This is a genomic window from Lactococcus sp. NH2-7C, from assembly GCF_029953655.1.
Lineage (GTDB): Bacteria > Bacillota > Bacilli > Lactobacillales > Streptococcaceae > Lactococcus > Lactococcus lactis.
In genome coordinates this window covers 2,509,848-2,529,108 of record NZ_CP124538.1, presented here as the reverse complement: position 1 = coordinate 2,529,108, position 19,261 = coordinate 2,509,848, and the positions used below count along the sequence as shown (strand labels likewise).

The following is a 19,261-nucleotide window of genomic DNA, read 5'->3' as shown; positions in this document are numbered from 1 at the left end:
ACGCTAATTATTCTCGGTAATTAATTCAACTTCTTCAGAATTAGCAAATTTGACAAAACTCATTTGTCCTAATTTAGAAGAGTCGGCTAATATGAAAGCATTCTGACTTTGTTTGACTGCTAGTCCTTTTATTGCTGCTTCTTCATGGTCTGGTGTCATTGCTCCGTGTTCATTGTCAAAGCCGTTAGCCCCAACAAAAGCACTATTGAATTGATAAGCAGAAAGTTGTTCTAAAGCCTGACTACCAATTATTGCATCTGTTACCTTTTTAACTCGTCCACCGAGCAGATAGACGATTAATCGGTCATCTGTTAATTTCGCCAAATGACTGACAGAGTTGGTTACAATTGTTAAATAAAGATGAGATTGATTGATAAGTTCAGCTAAGATACCAGTTGTAGTCCCAGCATCTAAAAAAATAATATCCCCATCTTTAATTTTCGATAATGCTTTTTGAGCGATTTCTTCTTTTTCTTGAATGTTTTTGGAAGTTTTTTCGGAAATACTTAATTCTTCCGATAAGTCTTGTGTAAGTTCTGCACCACCATGAACTCGTCTTAAAGATTTTTCTTTTTCCAATTCATTCAAATCTCGCCTAAGCGTCGATATAGAGCAATCCATTAACGTAAGAAGTTCTTCAATCGTTGCTCTTCTTTTTAATTTTAGATAGTCAACAATCCGTCTTTTTCTTTCATTTGCTAACATTTCCATCTCCTGAATTCGTTTACAAAAATCATTATAACACCTTTATCTTTCAAAATCAATCATTAACTATCATTTTCTTCCAAAAAAACTCAAAAATAAAAAACTATCTAATAATAGTTTTTATTTAAAGTGTTCAAGTAATTGATGAGCGCTTTCCAAATAGTAGTCAACAGCAACTTTTAGAGTTTCATCTTGAACGACCATATCAGCAAAATGAAGTCCAGAGGCCCCTTGTTCATTTGAACCTATAAAAGCAAAGACACTTGGAGCTTGCTTTTGATAATTAGCAAAGTCCTCCCCCGCACTTGATGGCTCTGGATATACCACTTTATCATGCCATCGCTCGGTTCTTTTCCTGATAACATCTGTCAACTCGAAATCGTTGAACGTAAGGTCCGCTTCCATTAACCATTTAATCTCTAGTTCAACATCATAAGCTTTTGCAATGGCTTCGATAATTTGGCTGAATCTTCTCTTTGTTAAAGAACGTACTTCATTGTCAAAAGTTCTTATTGTCCCTTCTAAGCGGGCATTGTTTGGTAGAACATTCCAAGTATTTCCGGCTTCAATGTGTGTGACAGATACAACAGCAGCTCTCAGTGGTGAAATATTTCTAGAAACAATCTGTTGTAGATTTTGAACAATCGCAGCACTAGCTAAAATCAAATCTTGACCTTCTTGCGGATATGCCGCATGACTTCCTTGACCTTTTATTAAAATTTCAAAACGTTCAACGGCTGCCATTACTCCACCCTCACGTAAGCCAATTACTCCAGCTGACAAAGTAGGCATATTATGGTAGCCAATAAAAGCTTGAACATCTGAAACTAATCCTGTTTTTAGAATTTCTTTGGCTCCTTCGCCAATTTCTTCGGCAGGTTGAAATATGAGTTTGATTGTCCCACTAAGTTGACTTTCCTTCTCTTTTAGAATTTTAGCAGCCCCTAAAAGACTAGTCATATGTAAGTCATGACCACAAGCATGCATTGCTCCTTTGTTTACAGATGAAAATTCTAATCCTGTTTCTTCTAGAATAGGTAAGGCGTCAATATCTGCTCTTAGCGCAATAATCGGTTTTCCTGTGCCAATTTTTGCAACAAGTCCTGTTTTAAGCTGACTATCCATTATTTCAATTTGCCAATCTGATAACTTTTGTCGAATAAATTTTGTCGTTTCAACTTCTTTTTCCGATATTTCGGGATGAGCATGAAGATAATGTCTAATTTCAACAAGCTCTTGGTATAAATTTTCTTCAATCATAAGAATAATTGTATCAAAAATAGCGAAGGTTGCTCCTTCGCTATTTCTTGTGACTTCATTTAATTTTTAAATCAGACCCGCATCTTCTAGAAGTTCTTCAATATATGTTCCTTTGATTTTCTTAAGTACAACTTTGAGCGCTTGTTTTTTAATAAATGAGAGCTCTAAATCTTCTAATTTTTGCTTATCTGATAGATAGTAGGCTGAACTTGCTAAAGTTCGTAAATCATAAGCCGAAGCATAAACTTCCGGAACACCACGATCAACATTCAATAATTGATAAACGGCTTCCATCGCAGTTCTAACTGAATACTCGGTTGTAAAGACTGTATCACGCTCAGTTTCCGCAAAATTTCCTAAAAACGCTAAATTGACTGATTGTTCAGGTACTACAAGAGGCCGATCCCCTGGTTCACGAAGCATGAAATAAGAAGTAATGAAAGGCATATATACTGGGATTGTATTAGTATTTTCTTTAACAAATGCTTCGATTTCTTCTTCTGGCATTCCTAAATGATAAAGTAATTCTTGAGTAATTTCTTCACCTGTACAGTCTTCAATTGGTTTTTTGATATAGTTTCCAGGTGTATTTGAAAGAAGACCATAAACCCAAGTTACTGTTTCTTGGTCATTTTGTTCTTTAAAGTGAGGTTGGCGGTGAGTTGTAAATGAAAGGAGCCAATTTGAATCTTTAACAGTAATAATTCCTCCTGTAACCACTTTTCCTGAACGCAATTGACGATGTGTTAATTTTTCAAAATAAGGTTGAATCTTTAAATTTTTCCAAGTAACAGTTGCTGATACAACCCAAGCTTCTTTTGGAATATTCTTACAGAAAACATCCGGATGTCCAAATTCTTCTGATTGTTTAGCTAAATTTTGCCAAAGTTTCCAAGAGCCTCCAAGTTCACTGGTTTTCGGAGCGGCTTGAGTTGGTGAACCTTGAGTTGAACTTTCTGTAATTGAACCATTTGTGACAAAAACTAAGTCATTTTCTGTCAATTCTTTTATTTTTTTGTCAGCAAATACAATAGTTTTTGCTACCTTTTTGCCATTTGAAAAGTCAACTTCAACATTTTCAACCTGTGCTCCATATTTAAAATCAACTCCATGATCTTTTAAGTATGAAATTAATGGTTTTACTAGTGATTCATATTGATTATATTTTGTGAATTTTAAGGCCGAAAAATCAGGTAGCCCTTCAATATGGTGGATGAAACGCATAATGTAACGACGCATTTCAATAGCTGAATGCCATTTTTCAAAAGCAAACATTGAACACCAATAAAGCCAAAAATTTGATTCGAAGAACTCATCAGTAAAGCAATCTTCTATTGTTTTACCTACAAGTAGTTCTTCTTTAGTCATGAATAATTTGATTATTTCTTCTTGAGCTTTTGGACTTAGAGTAAATTTTCCATCATCATTAACCCGTTCACCACGATTATGGATAATACGACAGTTAGATGAATTTGGATCATCACGGTCAATTCGATAAAATTCATCCAAAACGGACGCATCGTCCACTTCTAATGACGGAATTGTTCGGAATAAATCCCAAAGGCATTCAAAATGATTTTCCATTTCACGTCCACCACGAACAACGAAACCATCATGTGGAATAAATGATCCGTCCAATGAACCTCCTGACAAGGGGAGTTCTTCTAAAATGTGAATACGGTTCCCTGACATTTGACCGTCACGAATTAAAAATACTGCTGTTGCAAGTCCTGCAAGACCTGCCCCAATAATATATGCTGATTTTTGATCAACATTTTCTGGTTTTCTTGGGTGGACGAAAGCTTCATAATTTCCATTTGTATAACGCATAATAATTAACCTCCTCTAATCTAAACAACATCAGTTTGACTAATTTTTTAGTCTCTTTACTTCTAATTCTCCTCCAATCTCTTACTAATTTCATCATAGTACAAGAAGAAAATGATTGCAAGAATATGAAACCGTTTTTAGACAACATGTCTATTTTGTCCATTTTTACAAAAAAAAGCACTGACAAAGGAATCAGTACTTTTATAAATTATTATTTGCTTTCTTCAAAGTCACCATCAAATGTATTATCATCTTTTGGAGCTTCTTGAGCATCAGTTGCTTGTCCAGCTTCACCTTGAGCTGCATTTGCTTGTTCATAAAGTTTTACAGCGAGGTTTTGAGCGATTTCAGAAAGTGCTTCTGATTTGGCTTTGATATCATCAATATCTTCACCTTCAAGCGCTTTTTTGAGTTCTTCTTTAGCGTCTTCAGCTTTTTTAACTTCAGCTTCTTCTACCTTTCCTTCAAGGTCTTTCAAAGTTTTTTCAGTTTGGAAAACTAAAGCATCAGCTTCATTACGTGTATCAACTTCTTCTTTACGTTTTGCATCAGCGTCAGCATTTGCTTCAGCATCTTTCATCATTTTATCAATTTCTTCATCAGAAAGACCTGAGTTTGATTTGATAACGATTGTTTGTTCTTTTTGTGTACCAAGATCTTTAGCTTTAACAGAAACAATACCATTTTTATCAATATCAAATGTTACTTCGATTTGTGGAACACCACGTGGTGCTGCAGGGATATCTGTTAATTGGAAACGGCCCAAAGTTTTGTTATCAGCTGCCATTGGACGTTCACCTTGAAGTACATGAATATCTACAGCAGGTTGATTGTCAGCAGCAGTTGAGAAGACTTGTGATTTAGAAGTTGGGATAGTTGTATTACGGTCAATCAATTTTGTGAAGACACCACCCATTGTTTCAATACCAAGTGAAAGTGGAGTAACGTCAAGAAGGACAACATCTTTAACATCACCAGTAATAACACCACCTTGGATTGCTGCACCCATAGCAACAACTTCATCAGGGTTTACTGATTTATTTGGTTCTTTGTTTGTTTCGTGACGAACAAGTTCAACAACTGCAGGGATACGAGTTGAACCACCAACCAAGAGAACTTCGTCAATATCAGAAGTTGACAAACCAGCATCAGAAAGGGCTTGGCGAACTGGTTGACGTGTAGCTTCAACAAGATCATGTGTCAATTCATCAAATTTAGCACGAGTCAAAGCCATTTCCAAGTGAAGAGGTCCAGCAGCACCCGCTGTGATGAACGGTAAGCTGATTTGAGTAGTTGTTACACCTGAAAGGTCTTTTTTCGCTTTTTCGGCTGCATCTTTCAAACGTTGCAATGCCATTTTATCTTGGGCAAGGTCAATTCCGTTTTCTTTCTTGAATTCGGCAACCATCCAGTCAATGATTTTTTGGTCAAAATCATCACCACCGAGTTTGTTGTTACCAGCAGTTGCAAGAACATCAAATACGCCATCACCAAGTTCAAGAATTGAAACGTCAAATGTACCACCACCAAGGTCAAATACAAGAATCTTTTCATCTTTATCTGTTTTATCAAGACCATAAGCAAGAGCTGCTGCTGTTGGTTCGTTAACGATACGTTCTACTTCAAGACCAGCAATTTTACCAGCATCTTTAGTTGCTTGACGTTGAGCGTCATTAAAGTATGCAGGTACAGTGATAACTGCTTTTTCTACTTTTTCTCCAAGATAAGCTTCTGCTGTAGCTTTCAAGTTTTGAAGAATCATTGCTGAAATTTCTTGTGGTGTATATTCTTTACCATTTGCAGAAACTTTTTCAGATGTTCCCATTTTTGATTTAATAGAAATAATTGTTTCTGGATTGGTCACTGCTTGACGTTTTGCAGCGTCACCAACAATGATTTCACCATTTTTGAAGGCTACAACTGAAGGTGTTGTACGATTTCCTTCTGGATTTGGAATAATTTTTGATTCAGTTCCTTCAAGAACTGCTACTGCTGAGTTTGTTGTACCAAGGTCAATACCGATAATTTTAGACATATTTTAAATCTCCTTTATTTCTTATTACTTATGAATAGTTTAAAGACATTGCGGTCAATTTATTTTTTAATTTACTGTGCTACGACAACCATTGCTGGACGAAGTAAACGTTCGTGAAGTTGGTAACCTTTTTGGAAAACTTGCACGATGCTGTCAGCTGGATGTTCGTCATCAGCTGGGACCGTTTGAACAGCCATGTGCAGATTATGGTCAAAGCTTTCATAAGAAACTTCCTCTACACCTTCTTCTTTAAGCGCTGAAATCAAACTTTCTTGGACCATTTCAAGGCCTTTTTTAACATCATCTGTCAATCCTTCAACAGCAAGTGCACGTTCAAGATTGTCTAGTGAAGATAAGATTTTTTTTGCTAAATCTTGTGAGCGATATTTGATAAGTTGCAAACGTTCTTCATTTCCACGACGTTGTACGTTTTGCATTTCTGCAGAAACGCGAAGGAATTTATTTTCCCACTCAGCCGCTAACTTTTGTGCTTCATCAAGTTCGTTGATTTCTTCTTCAACAATATCCTCAAGTGCTTCCTCTGTTAACTCCTCAGTCACTTCTTCATCAACTTTTTCATTTTTGATTTCTTCTTTAGTTTCTTCGGACATAGGCCCTCCTTTTTTAAATAACTTTTTTATCATTTACTAATTTCATAATGGTTACCATCAAGGTAACGATAATAGTCACTCAGCTTCATAGTTAAAACTTTAGCAACTAAGTCAAGAACTGATAACGTCCTTTGATAATCCATTTCTACAGGTCCAACGACTGTCAGAGTACCAAAACCGCGATATGGAATAACAAATTTTTGAGAAATAATCGTTAAATTTTTCATGTATTTTTCGTCATTGTCAAATTTAACAGCCCGCATCTCATCGTTATTAGTGATTTCGCGAATTTCATGAAGCATCCGTTCATCATCGCTAAAGAGTTTGTATAATTCTGCAAGATTGTCAGTTGCATAATCAAAGATATTTTTACGCCCAGCGACGGTCAGCCGTTCTTTGAACAAATCATCAAAAATTGATTCAAAGAGTTGGAGAACTTCACTCGTAACTTTGAAATAACGCTGAACAATCTGTGGAATCTCTGTTCGTAAAGTATAGTGAATATCAATCACTTTTTTACCAACCAGACGCTCTTTAACTAGATTACTAAAGACTGCTAAATCAGCTTCAGTCATCGATTTTGGAAGAATAAATTGATTTGTTCTTACTTCACCAGTCCCTAAAGTTATAACTGAAAGTACTGAATGGCTATCCAGCATGACCATTTCAAATGAAACTAATTGTTGGTCACGTTGGGGAGCATTGAGAACAAAACTTGTCAAACCAGTGAGTTCTGATAAACTTTTAGCTGCTGTTTTAAACAAGTCAGATAGGCGATAAAAATCACCGTCAAAAGCTTTCATCACTTTAAATAAGTCATTTTGACTAAATTCATCTAACTGGATGACATTTTCTACAAAATACTTATAACCTGAAACACTTGGAACACGTCCACTTGAGGTGTGTTCTTTTTGAATCAAGCCTAGTTTTTCCAAAACTTTCATGTCGTTTCGGATTGTAGCGCTAGAAGCTTGAATACTATCAAGGAGCGACTTTGAACCGATTGGCGTATGCTCTTTGGCATAAAGAGAAACAATCAAATTTAAAATTTGTCTTTGACGTTCTGTAATCATGACTACTCCTTTCTCCACAGATAAGAAGTTCGGCAAAACTTCTTTCGCAAGTTCAAAAATTTCTTGAGCCTTTGACTTCTGTTTAGTATCTACAAGCTTTTTTCTGTTTTAGCACTCTTCATCTCTAAGTGCTAACAAGTTTATTATAACCCTTTGTCTATACCTTGTCAAGAAAAAAGGCATAAAAATTAGCACTCTTTTTATTAGAGTGCTAATTTCACTTATAAAAGATTGGAATCTTTGGATATTTGCCAAATATTCATGACTGTAATCACCATTACAGCAATGATAAAGAGGCTTTCATACTTTACTTCATGTTGAATGAAAAGTAAAGCATAATCTATAATCAAAAGTGCCGAAATAATTTCTAAAAGTATAAAAGTAAAACGCCAAAATTTCAACAATAGAAATATTAATAAAGCAAAAATCAATAAATAGATTAAACTTTGCCAAGTCGTAATTGTTGACGAAATTTTATCTGTTAATGTTTTTATGTTAATTGATAAGTTATTAAAAAATTGGCTAAAGAAATTATTATGGACAAGGAGAACTTTAATCATTTCCGATGCACTATAAATAAATAGAGCAACATTAACATATAGTAGAAGTCTAGTTCGGTTTAGCATGATTTTATTTCCTTTATGCTGGTAGTAGTTTTAGATATTCTTCTAAAGTAAGATTATGTTCGGTCATATATTTAGCATTTTCTAGGCCGACATATCTAAAATGCCAATCTTCATAATCAATTCCTGTCTCTGAACTTTTTCCTTCTGGAAAACGAAGAACAAATCCATATTTGGGAGCAATTGCTGCAACTTGTTTTGCATATTGACTCTCATTCAGGCTATCAATATTACTCATATCAATCGCTAATCCTGTTTGATGCTCTGAACTTCTTGGTGGCTGAGAATAAGTTTGCACATTTTTTATCGCTTCTTCTTCTGAAATTGGATTTCCACTTGAATTTACTGTTCCTTGACCATTCATTTCTGCTTGGACATAAGATTGATAAAGCCCTTCTTGATATGAGACTGACCGATAACCTGAGATTAAATGTTCAGCTGGTGATATTTGTTGGGCTGCTGCTAAAAATTGTTGAACCGCTGATGCTATCCTTTGATCAACTTGAATCCCATTTACGGTTGCCAGTGTTGGGTTCATTTCATCTTTAGGTGATTTTCGACTCACCAATACTAAATCCCAATCTGATTGTTTAGCGTCAGGTAAATCCTTTTTCTTTGCCGCCTCTTTGGATGAAGAAATACTTGTTTTTTTTGCTGAATTGTTTGTTGAATTTGATTTATTATTGGTGATTAAAATAAATCCCAAAGCTCCAATGATCAAAAGAACAAGCACGATTACACTAAATGTTATTCTTCTTTTCATTTTTTAGCTAACTTTTCACTCCCTATTTCTCGATAAGACATGTCTCCGACTTTTCCAATGGTGAATTTTCCATCCTCAAAACTTAAATGAGTGACAGAACCATTATCAAGACCATGTGGACGAGGGAGTTCTGGGTGAGCGAGTTTTACAAAAGTTCCAATGGTCATTCCATGGCTGACAATAACAATATTTTTAGCCCCTTTTGCTTCAGATTCCTTGGCAATATCTGTAAAGCCATCCATGATACGTCCTGAAAGTTTTTCCCATGGTTCAGCCCAGCCAGCCGTATCAACTTCAAAAATTGCATTAGCAATTACTTCATCAGGAGGGAATTCATCAGTAGAAGTATTTCCTGTTTGGGTAAATATCCTTGGTAACACTCCATCAAAAAGTTCTCCGTCATAACCCCCATCAAATGAGCCAAAACACCACTCACGAATTCTTTTGTCATACGTGTATGGAATTCCTTCATTATCAGAATTAGCCAAGATAAAGCCCATTGTCTGAATTGTACGGCCAGAATCAGATGAGTAAGCTCGGTCAAATTTAATGCCTTTTTCTTTGAAGCCTAGACCAAGTTCAATAATTCCTTGTTCTCCTGCCGCAGTTAAAGGTGTATCAGACCAACCTTGAGCTCTGCCAATTGTATTAAACATTGTCTTTCCATGTCGAACTAAATAAATATTTACCATTTCTCCCCCCCTTTTTAATGATTCTATCAAAAAATTACGATAAGATATTTCTATCTATTAGAAAATTACAGCCATTCCTGTTTGATTGTAAAGTAGGAACCTCTTATCTCACCTGCGAGTTTTGAACGTTGGCGTGCAAATTTGAATTTCCCCTCCAGTTCTTTCGGAACTTCCATACCCACTGACAACTTTATTCCAACTGCCCGTTTTGGTTTTTTACCCTCTTGTCCAACTTTTTCATAGAGTAGATTTAAAACCATACCATCTTCGTAATAGAATTCAGGCCAATAGAGTTCATCATTTTCATAGATAGCAACTTCAAGTATTTTTGCTGAAAATTTTAAATTACGTTCTTCGAGTAAAATTTTCTCAAACAAAGCAACTTCTTTGGCTTTTTCATGAGCTGGATATGTGAGATAGTCAAATTTATACTTATTCCAAAAATAACGTGCCTCATTAGCTCGTAAACCAGCTAAAGCCTCCGCTACCGGTGACGTTTCCAAACCAACTGGTTCTACGTCTGTGAAATTCACTTTGTAAGCCATATCGTAACCTCCGCATTTTTTTACCTCTTCCATTATATCATTTTTGGAAGCGCTCATCATTTTTCGAAAATGTTTAGAAGCTGATTTTTAAAACTATTTTTAGTTTTTAAATGAATGAATTGGCGCTGGAATTTGGCCACCACGAGCAATGAAATCTGCTGACGATGCTTTGTTTACTCGCATAACTGGGGCTACACCGAAAAGTCCACCAAATTCAATTTGTTCACCTTCTTTGCCCATTGGAATAATCCGTACCGCTGTCGTTTTTTGATTAATCACCCCGATAGCGGCTTCATCAGCAATCATTGCTGCAATGGTAGACGCCGGTGTTTCTTCAGGAATAGCAATCATATCTAACCCAACCGAACAAACACAGGTCATGGCCTCTAATTTTTCAATATTCAAAGCTCCAGAATTTACGGCGGCAATCATCCCTTCGTCCTCTGAAACTGGGATAAAAGCTCCTGAAAGCCCACCAACACGTTCAGCTGCCATAACTCCTCCTTTTTTCACGGCGTCGTTAAGCATTGCAAGAGCGGCTGTTGTTCCATGAGTCCCAACAGTTTCAAGTCCCATTTCTTCCAAAACGCGTGCAACCGAATCACCAATTGCTGGTGTAGGGGCAAGTGATAAATCAACTATTCCAAATTCAACATTAAGTCTTTCTGAAGCCATTTGACCAACAAGTTGACCTATTCTTGTAATTTTAAAAGCTGTCTTTTTAATGGTTTCGGCTAAAATATCAAAAGATTCACCACGGACTTTTTCAAGAGCACGTTTAACTACACCAGGTCCTGAAACCCCGACATTGATAATCGTATCTGCTTCTCCAACTCCATGAAATGCTCCTGCCATAAACGGATTGTCTTCAACCGCGTTTGCAAAGACAACAAGTTTAGCATTGAGCCATTTATCACCTTTAGACATGATTTTGATGGTTTCACCCATATCTCGAACTGCTGTCATATTAATACCTGTTTTAGTTGAACCAACATTTACCGAAGCACAGACACGCTCAGTTGCTGCTAGAGCTTTAGGCATTGATTTAATCAAAATTTCATCACCTTTTTGATAGCCTTTTTGTACAAGAGCAGAATAGCCACCAATAAAGTCAATACCAATCTCCTTTGCTGCACGGTCCATCGCAAGAGCAAGTGGTGTGTAATCATCAGCAGCTGTTGCTGCTCCGATAATTGCAATGGGTGTTACAGAAACACGTTTATTGACAATTTTAATACCGAGTTCATGTCCAATCTCGTTACCTACTTCAACAAGTTTTCCTGCTTTATTGACAATTTTTTGATAAATTTTTTCGGCTGCTTTATTAATATCAGCATCGATACAATCAAGAAGACTGATTCCCATTGTAATTGTGCGAATATCGAAATTTTGTTCTTCAATCATCGCAATTGTTTCTTTGATATTTTGGATGTCCATTATTTGATTTCCTTAGTTTTGATTAAAATATTACTGACAGAAATATTTTTTCGCGCTGTCAGTAAAAATACTTTTAAATAAAAGTCATTTATTGGTTAATTTTTTTCTGTCAGTAAATTATAATTTGTGCATAGCGTTAAAAATTGCTTCATTTTGAACATGAATATTGACACCCAAGGCTTCACCTTTTCTTGAAAGTTCTGCTTGAAAGGCTAAAAAATCACTATTTTGTGTTTCAACTACCATCATCATGGTAAAAGCTCCACTCATCAAGGTTTGTGAAATTTCAATGATATTTGCTTCAAGTTCTGCCAATGTTGCTGTGACTCCAGCAACTATCCCAATTTTATCTGCTCCTACTACTGTTACAACTGCGCGCATTTTGTTTCTCCATTCAAATTTTTATACTATTATAACATTTTTATTTAAATTTTCAGTCAATTTTCTTGTCAGTAAAATAAAGTTTTGCTGACAGCTCTGTCAGTCAAAATTATTCATGATTTATTGGCTAGTTTTTGCTACAATCAGCTTATCATGACTTTAAAAACTTTTTTTAATTTTACACGAATTCAAACCTTGCCCGCAGCATTATTATCACCGATTGCTGGCTGTCTTTTTGCCTTTTGGTACTTTGGAAGTTTTCATTTTTGGCCTACGCTTTTATTTTTTATTGGTTTAGCAAGCATTAATCTTTTTGTTTCGGCTTGGAATAATCTGATGGATTATCAAAAAGCACTTGATCCTGAATATAAAAAATGGAATATTATCGTTGCTAAATCGATTAATCCTAAACTTGCTTTAAACATTTGTTTGGTACTTTTAGCAATTGATATAGTCGTTGGACTAATCGTTCTTTTCTTGACTAATCTTGCAATTTTACCAATTGGTGGACTTTGTTTTTTAATTGCGATTTTCTATACTTATGGTCCTTTCGCTTTTTCTCGTTTTCCTTTGGGCGAAATTTTAGCGGGCCTTTGCGAAGGGTTCTTTGGCTTTTTCCTTGCTGTCTATATTAATTCTTATGACAAAGGCTATTTTTTCATTAATTTTGACAGAAATTGGCTCATGACATGGACTTGGGACTTTAAGATTCTTTTACCAATCCTTTTAGTCGGTCTAATGTGTTTCGTCCAAAATTTTAATATTATGTTTTCTGATAATATTTGCGATTTAGAACAGGACATTCGTAATGAGCGTTATACTTTACCTTATTATCTAAAGATTCCACTCAGTTTAAAAGTATTTACTGGACTTTATTTATTTGCCGGACTTTGTATTTTACTTGCCATTGTTTTGGGAATTTTACCAATCTGGTCATTGTTAATGAGCGTCATTGCCTTGAAAGTTATTCCTAATATTAAAAAGTTTAGAGCCAAACAAAGTAAATCAGAGACTTTCCACCTTCAAATTGACAATCTGATGTTATTTAATGCTTCTCTTGCCCTTACGTTGTTATTGGGAATTATTTTTAAGTAAAATAAAAAAGCGCTTAGCGCTTTTTTTACTTTTCCAAAGAGAAATTCATGACAACCGGTTGGTGGTCCGATGATTTGAATTGGTTATCAATGGTTTGTATTTTTAAGTCTTTTATATTATTTGAAACAAGAAATCCGTCAATAATTCCAAATGTATTTTTGGGATTTTTCTTGTCATAGGCATAATCAAGTGAACGAACAGTTGGTGCATTGGTTGGTGCGACCACTCGCATTCCGTTTGTCAAATTTTCTGTAGGAAATTCCTTCATCCACGTTAATTCTGGATGAGCTTTACCAGCTAGGGCATGGTTATAATCAGCCCCACAAATGACAAAATCTCCTTTAGAAACATACTTTTTCATCTCATCAAATAAAGTCAATAATTGTTGTTTTTGAATTTTTTGGTCAGTGATAAATGCTGACAGATGTGTATTAAAGATGACGAATTTTTTATCTGAATTCTTAATTGGAAAAATACTGACAGAAAAAGCTCGGTCTAAATCAAAAAATTTATTAAAATTAGTTTCGATAGGTAACTTATATCTTGTTGAACTTTCAATTTCATATTTAGAATAAGTCATAATTCCAGATTTAGCTTTTCCAATTGGCTTGGTCACCGGATAAAAAAGATAGGCTGAATCGTAATTCTGTGTCAGAACACTGGTATAATCGGGAAGGCCAGCACGAGCCATTTGAGGTTCATTTACTTGTTGGCTGCGATCTCCTTGCCAATCAATTTCTTGAATATTTCCAAAGTCTGGCTTCTCTTTATTAATAAGTCTGATATCTTCTTGAATTGCAGATTTGACAGCAGATTTACTATAAGCTCGCACATCATCCCCACCATCCATGAAAAAATTGAAAGAAGGAGGGTAAGATCCATAACCGATATTAAAAGTCATCATTTTATAGGTTTTCCCCAGCTCAACTTGCTGGGTCTGAGGATTTTTAATTGTCTGCTTAATATCATTAGGAAGACGATGATATTGTGCATAAACATAGATGACATAAGAGCCAATAATCAGAGCAAATACTAAAATAATGCTGACAATAATTTTTCCAATTAACTTTAAGCGATTTTTCATATTATTCACTAAATAATCCTAGGAAAATTTACTGACAGCCGCTCCTAAACAGTCTGTCAGTAAAATAATTTAACCTAAATTTATTTACTTTCTTCAATCATTTTTAAAACTTCTTGTGTTGAGCGAACTCGTCCAAGACGAGGGAAAATTCCCTCAACAATTCCTTGATGGCGTTGTCCATTAAAATCTGTCATTGCATCTTCAATAGCAATAACTTGATAACCATGCTGGAAAGCTTCACGGGCCGTAGTATCACAACCGATCGTTGTAGCAATTCCAGTCAAGAGGATTTCATCAATTCCACGACGACGTAATTGGACATCTAAATCCGTGCCGTAAAATGCGCCCCAGTTATGTTTAGCGACATGAATGACATTATTATATTCTTTATCATAAGCTTCAGACATGACAAAATCAGCAAAATCTGCCGGAATTTGTCCTTGTGCAACAGCTGGATTGTCAGTTTTTGGTTTTAAAGTTTCGCCACCGTAGTTTTTGACGTGAACAAAAACAATTAAAGCGCCTGTATTTTTTAAACTAGTTACAAGTTCTTTATTTTTGGCTAAAACCTCTTGTGCCGAATAAGGAGCAAATCCCTCACGACCTGCAATTCCTTTTTGTAGGTCAATAATAACCAAGGCTGTTTTTTCTAAATTCAAAGTTGTCATATTTTTTTCTCTCAAATTTTAGCCTCTTTTATGTGGCTTTTTTCTTCCGTCAGTAAATTTTTTGCCATTATCTTTTTTGTCAGTAAATTTGCCCTTAGCAGCTTTACTGTAAAATGGTTTCTTGGCAGATTTCTTTTTCTTTTTATCAAATTCAGATTTCTCGTCAGCTCTTCTGCCATTTTTTGATTTATTAGCAGATTTGTCAGTAGATTTTGGCGCTACTGATTTAACCTTAAGAGATTGATTTGATTTTTTGCGACCCTTATGTTCAGGTTTTTTCTTCGCTTTTGCTGCTTTATCAATCAAATCTAATTCTGAAGGTAGATATTCAAAATCAATCTCCCCAGTCATTCTATCAGCTTTGACAACTTTTATTTTAATAGGCTGACCAATTTTAAAGGTAAGTCCACTTCGTTCGCCAATAAGCGCCAACATTCGTTCTTGATAATTAAAATAATCACCTTTAAGGGTTGAAATATGAACTAAACCTTCAATCGTATTTTCAAGTTCAATAAACATTCCAAAACGGGTAACTGAGGCAATAATCCCTTCAAATTCTTCACCCACTTGATCTTCCATGAATTCAGCCTTTTTCATTTTTTCAACTTCACGTTCAGCATCAACCGCCCGACGTTCACGATGACTAGAATGTTCTGCAATTTCAGGAATTTTATCTTCCCATTTTTGTAAAATATTAGCTGGTGTTTTTCCCTCACCAATTTCACGAATCAATCGATGAACCAACAAATCGGGATAACGACGAATTGGTGAAGTAAAGTGCGTATAATTTTCCGCAGCTAAACCAAAGTGACCCTCATTGTTTTCTGAATAACGAGCTTGTTGCATACTCCGTAACAACATAGTTGACAAGACCATTTCGCCAGGCTGACCTTTAATTTTCTTCATGAAAGCTTGTAAAACCTTCTGGTCAATGCCATTTGAAGTTCCTTCAATCTGCATTCCAAAAGTTGCCGCAAAATCAATAAAACGTTGCAATCTGTCAGCTTTTGGCTGTTCGTGAATCCGATAGATAAAAGGCAGACCATGCGCTTCAAAATGTGTCGCAACTGTTTCATTCGCTTCAAGCATGAATGATTCAATCATTCGCTCAGCAATGCCACGTGTCCGTTTTCTAATTTCAATTGGCAATCCTTTTTCATTGACAATGATTTTAGCTTCTACTGAATCAAAATCAATAGCCCCACGTCTTTTACGCATGGCTTCTAAAATATGGTGAAGTTCAACCATTATTTTTACAGAATCTGCAATTTTAGCGTATTTTTCAAGCGCTGCTTCATCTCCTGCAATCATTTGATTAACGGCATCATAAGTCATTCTTTCTGTCGTTTTAATAATTGATTGAGAAATTTGATAGTTGATTACTCGACCTTCAGGACTAATTTCCATGACACAGGACTGTGTTAAACGATTGATTCGAGGATTCAATGAACAAATCCCATTAGAGAGACGTTCTGGCAGCATTGGAACCACACGATCTGTCACATAAACAGAAGTTCCACGTTCGTAAGCTTCTTTATCTAATGGTGAATTTTCAGTGACGTAGTGTGAAACATCCGCGATATGTACTCCTAATTCATAGTTTCCATTTCCCAAACGTTTAGCATGCACAGCATCATCAAGGTCTTTAGCGTCTGCTCCATCAATTGTAAAAGTGATTTCATTACGATAATCAACCCGTCCCACAATTTCATTTTCTGGGACTTCTTCTGGAACAGCTTCGGCTTGTTCTAAAACTTCTTTTGGAAATTCAGAAACAATATCCATTGAAGCTAAAACTTCCAAAACATCAATCCCTTGATCATCTGCTTGACCAATAATTTCAGTGACTAATCCTTGCATTGTCTGTGGAAATTCCTTATCTGGATAATGGGTGATTTCAACACGAACAATCGCTTTATTTTCAGGAATTAATCCTTCATTTCCTAAATAAACACGATAAGGAATTTTTTTATTCCGAGATTTAACAAAACCAATCAGTCCTGTTTGCTCTTTTTCATCATCATTCAAAGCTACAAAAGTTCCAACAACCTGATGGACGTCATGGCGAATGATTTCGACAACATGCCCTTCAGCAGAAGTTCCTTTGAGCGCATTGGCATTTTTATCAATTTCAATAAAAACTTCGTCACCATCAAGGGCGAAAGCCGTTTGACCTCTTGCGACAAAAACATCTGGTTCTTCAGCATCAATACTGACAAAACCAAAGCCAGCTGCATTGGCCCGGAAAATTCCGCTGATGACAACTTTTGCCTCTTCTTTTTCGGCTAGTTCAACTTTACCTTTTGCAGTGAAATTAAGCAAATGCTCAGCTTCTAGTGAGGCTAAAGTTTTGACAAATACTTTGTAATCTTTAGCCTTATTCATATGTAACGCAACTGACAATTCTTCTACTGACAGTGCTTTTTTTGAACTATTCTCAAGATAGTCCATGATTACTTCTCTAATACTCATTATATTCTCTCAATGAACTTTTTGACCACAAAAATTGGACAAAAAGCCCCTTTCTTTTTTTGTTTCAAATATTAACTTGATTTTTTAGCTAATATTTTAAGAGATTATCAGTGGTATTAATCATTTTATCAGACATTTTCGACTGATAGAATCAATTCTACCACTGACAATTTGGACAATTAAACATTTGACGCAATTAGAAAAACATTTATAAGAAAATAAAATACGGACTGTTTTCAGCCCGCAATTTTAACGTGTTGATAAAACAACAAGAGCAAATCCAATAACTAGCCATAAGCCAATCATGATTGCTGTAAAACGCTGCATCACTGCCTCAAAACCGCGCGCTTTACGACGTTCAAACAATTCACCTGTTCCACCCGAAAAAGCATCTGCTGCTCCATCTTGTTTTGAAGGTTGCATGAAAATCGCTACAATAATAAATGCTGAAACTACAAGCATTGCAACAAGCAAAATGTCATAAATTACTTTTTCCATAGTCTTATAAATTACTTAGGCGATATACCTAATCTCCTTTTTCAAAATTGCGTTACTTACAGTTTACCATATTTTCGATTAAAAGTCATTCCGAATCCTTTAATAAAAAATTACTGACGATTTTGTCAGTAATTTTTTTATTTTAATCAAGTTCAGCTACAAATTTATAAGCTTCTTGAGCTGCTTGCGCTCCATCACCAATAGCTGTAGTGATCTGACGGAAATCTTTTTGACGAACATCACCTACTGCAAAAATACCAGGTAGACTTGTTCTCATGTGATCGTCAGTAATAATCCAACCTGCTTCATCAGTAATTCCAAGATTAGCAGCGAATTCAGCAACTGGGTCAAGGCCCACATAAATGAAGATTCCACCAAAAGCTTTTTCAGTTACTTCACCCGTTTTAACATTTTTATAAACAACGGATTGAATTTTTTTATCATCCCCTTTAATTTCCATAGGAACAGAATCCCAAATAAAGTTGATTTTTTCTTCCTTGAAAGCTCTTTCTTGGATAATTTCTTGCGCACGCAATTTATCACGACGATGCATAATTGTTACTGATTGACCAAAGCGAGTCAAGTAAAGTGCTTCTTCAACAGCAGAATCACCACCACCAATAACTAAAATTTCTTGGTTTCTAAAGAAGGCACCATCACAAACGGCACAGTAGGAAACTCCGCGAGCACCATACTCTTCCTCACCCGGAATTTCAAGCTTACGATGGTTAGCCCCTGTCGCAATAATAATTGATTTAGTGACAAACTCACCATCTTCTGTGATAATTTTTTTGTAATCCCCATGATCTTCAATAGCCGTCACAAAACCATAAGCATTTTCTACACCTAAGCCTTCTAAAGGTTCAGCCATTTTCATTGAAAGTTCAGGACCCATGATTGTTTCATAGCCAGGATAATTTTCAATCTCAGCTGTGTTATTCATTTGACCGCCAGGAACACCACGTTCTAAAAGCAAAGTTTTCATTTCAGAACGCGCAGTATACATTGCTGCAGTCATTCCCGCAGGGCCTGAACCAATGATGACAACATCATATTTCTTTTCTGTCATTTTTAATCCCTTTTCTAAGAGCTAAAGAACTCCCCTTAAATTCATAAACTCAAGTTGCATTTCAGCAAACTTGAGCCTTTTTTATTAGTTCTAAAAACTCTTTTTTTAATATCTAAAATCTTATAGCACCATTTTACATTGTCAAACGATATTTTTCCATTAATTGGATTTATTTAAAGCATAAATAAAAATCAAAGTCCACGAATTCTTAGTATTACTAGTACTCCTAAAACAGCAAAACTCAGGATAGGCGTTGTTAAAATACCAACTAAGATTAAATCAAAAATTCGATTTCTTCTTTCAGTCCACGGTTTTTTAGTATTTCGCACAAGGTAAGTGAAAGCATATAATCCACCTACCAATAAAACAAAGATAGCTGAAATTAATAGACCTTTTAAATAAAACTGTAAAATCATCATT

At 35.5% G+C, this 19,261-nt stretch carries 19 protein-coding genes; 1 reads left to right on the top strand and 18 read right to left on the bottom strand.

The genetic code is table 11. The features are described 5' to 3' along the window. Nucleotides 1–3: 3 nt before the first annotated feature. The 12 genes from QJV49_RS12595 to QJV49_RS12540 form a co-directional block, all read right to left on the bottom strand. The gene (locus QJV49_RS12595; RefSeq protein ID WP_010905655.1) at nucleotides 4–705 is read right to left on the bottom strand and encodes a DeoR/GlpR family DNA-binding transcription regulator; all 702 of its coding nucleotides are present in this window, start codon (nucleotides 703–705) and stop codon (nucleotides 4–6) included. Between the two features lie 120 nt (nucleotides 706–825). After that, nucleotides 826–1,965: a M20 peptidase aminoacylase family protein gene (locus QJV49_RS12590; RefSeq protein WP_225512168.1), complete on the bottom strand. Its 1,140-nt coding sequence runs from the start codon at nucleotides 1,963–1,965 to the stop codon at nucleotides 826–828. Nucleotides 1,966–2,031: 66 nt separating this feature from the next. Next, a complete protein-coding gene (locus QJV49_RS12585) occupies nucleotides 2,032–3,795 on the bottom strand; it encodes an oleate hydratase (RefSeq protein ID WP_225512169.1) in 1,764 nt (587 codons plus the stop codon). 211 nt (nucleotides 3,796–4,006) lie between these two features. Then, nucleotides 4,007–5,830, bottom strand: coding sequence for a molecular chaperone DnaK (gene dnaK, locus QJV49_RS12580; protein WP_225512170.1), 1,824 nt, complete (start codon nucleotides 5,828–5,830; stop codon nucleotides 4,007–4,009). A 71-nt stretch (nucleotides 5,831–5,901) separates the two neighbouring features. Next, a complete protein-coding gene (grpE, locus tag QJV49_RS12575; protein ID WP_225512171.1) occupies nucleotides 5,902–6,441 on the bottom strand; it encodes a nucleotide exchange factor GrpE in 540 nt (179 codons plus the stop codon). A 29-nt stretch (nucleotides 6,442–6,470) separates the two neighbouring features. Further along, nucleotides 6,471–7,514, bottom strand: coding sequence for a heat-inducible transcriptional repressor HrcA (hrcA, locus tag QJV49_RS12570; RefSeq protein WP_015426234.1), 1,044 nt, complete (start codon nucleotides 7,512–7,514; stop codon nucleotides 6,471–6,473). Nucleotides 7,515–7,735: 221 nt separating this feature from the next. Beyond that, a complete protein-coding gene (locus QJV49_RS12565) occupies nucleotides 7,736–8,140 on the bottom strand; it encodes a hypothetical protein (protein WP_225512172.1) in 405 nt (134 codons plus the stop codon). A 13-nt stretch (nucleotides 8,141–8,153) separates the two neighbouring features. Continuing rightward, on the bottom strand, nucleotides 8,154–8,900 hold the full coding sequence (locus QJV49_RS12560) for a M15 family metallopeptidase (RefSeq protein ID WP_225512173.1): 747 nt from the start codon (nucleotides 8,898–8,900) through the stop codon (nucleotides 8,154–8,156). Further along, nucleotides 8,897–9,592 (bottom strand): histidine phosphatase family protein, encoded by a 696-nt coding sequence (locus QJV49_RS12555; RefSeq protein WP_225512174.1) that lies wholly within the window; start codon nucleotides 9,590–9,592, stop codon nucleotides 8,897–8,899. The genes QJV49_RS12560 and QJV49_RS12555 overlap by 4 nt, the downstream gene beginning before the upstream one ends. Before the next feature lie 65 nt (nucleotides 9,593–9,657). Continuing rightward, on the bottom strand, nucleotides 9,658–10,137 hold the full coding sequence (locus QJV49_RS12550) for a phage tail protein (RefSeq protein ID WP_225512175.1): 480 nt from the start codon (nucleotides 10,135–10,137) through the stop codon (nucleotides 9,658–9,660). Between the two features lie 99 nt (nucleotides 10,138–10,236). Continuing rightward, the gene (locus QJV49_RS12545) at nucleotides 10,237–11,574 is read right to left on the bottom strand and encodes a PFL family protein (protein WP_225512176.1); all 1,338 of its coding nucleotides are present in this window, start codon (nucleotides 11,572–11,574) and stop codon (nucleotides 10,237–10,239) included. A gap of 117 nt (nucleotides 11,575–11,691) precedes the next feature. Then, entirely contained in the window at nucleotides 11,692–11,955 is a 264-nt protein-coding gene (locus QJV49_RS12540) for an ACT domain-containing protein (RefSeq protein ID WP_038601352.1), read from the bottom strand. Nucleotides 11,956–12,108: 153 nt separating this feature from the next. Here QJV49_RS12540 and QJV49_RS12535 point away from each other — a divergent pair, with 153 nt between their 5' ends. Then, nucleotides 12,109–13,050, top strand: a complete 942-nt coding sequence (locus tag QJV49_RS12535; protein ID WP_225512177.1) for a UbiA family prenyltransferase — start codon at nucleotides 12,109–12,111, stop codon at nucleotides 13,048–13,050. 25 nt (nucleotides 13,051–13,075) lie between these two features. Here the strand turns inward: QJV49_RS12535 and QJV49_RS12530 are convergent, their stop codons facing one another. The 6 genes from QJV49_RS12530 to QJV49_RS12505 all read right to left on the bottom strand — a co-directional run bounded on the left by QJV49_RS12530 (nucleotide 13,076) and on the right by QJV49_RS12505 (nucleotide 19,260). Next, nucleotides 13,076–14,134: an endonuclease/exonuclease/phosphatase family protein gene (locus QJV49_RS12530; protein ID WP_225512260.1), complete on the bottom strand. Its 1,059-nt coding sequence runs from the start codon at nucleotides 14,132–14,134 to the stop codon at nucleotides 13,076–13,078. Between the two features lie 80 nt (nucleotides 14,135–14,214). Beyond that, nucleotides 14,215–14,802 (bottom strand): isochorismatase family protein, encoded by a 588-nt coding sequence (locus QJV49_RS12525; protein WP_225512261.1) that lies wholly within the window; start codon nucleotides 14,800–14,802, stop codon nucleotides 14,215–14,217. A gap of 18 nt (nucleotides 14,803–14,820) precedes the next feature. Then, nucleotides 14,821–17,274: a ribonuclease R gene (rnr, locus tag QJV49_RS12520; RefSeq protein WP_225512178.1), complete on the bottom strand. Its 2,454-nt coding sequence runs from the start codon at nucleotides 17,272–17,274 to the stop codon at nucleotides 14,821–14,823. Between the two features lie 249 nt (nucleotides 17,275–17,523). Further along, on the bottom strand, nucleotides 17,524–17,772 hold the full coding sequence (gene secG, locus QJV49_RS12515) for a preprotein translocase subunit SecG (protein WP_003130913.1): 249 nt from the start codon (nucleotides 17,770–17,772) through the stop codon (nucleotides 17,524–17,526). A 142-nt stretch (nucleotides 17,773–17,914) separates the two neighbouring features. Then, nucleotides 17,915–18,841 carry a thioredoxin-disulfide reductase gene (gene trxB / locus QJV49_RS12510; RefSeq protein ID WP_225512179.1) on the bottom strand — a complete coding sequence of 309 codons (927 nt, stop codon included), beginning with the start codon at nucleotides 18,839–18,841 and terminating at the stop codon, nucleotides 17,915–17,917. 191 nt (nucleotides 18,842–19,032) lie between these two features. After that, a complete protein-coding gene (locus tag QJV49_RS12505; RefSeq protein ID WP_004255037.1) occupies nucleotides 19,033–19,260 on the bottom strand; it encodes a DUF4059 family protein in 228 nt (75 codons plus the stop codon). Nucleotide 19,261 lies beyond the last annotated feature (1 nt).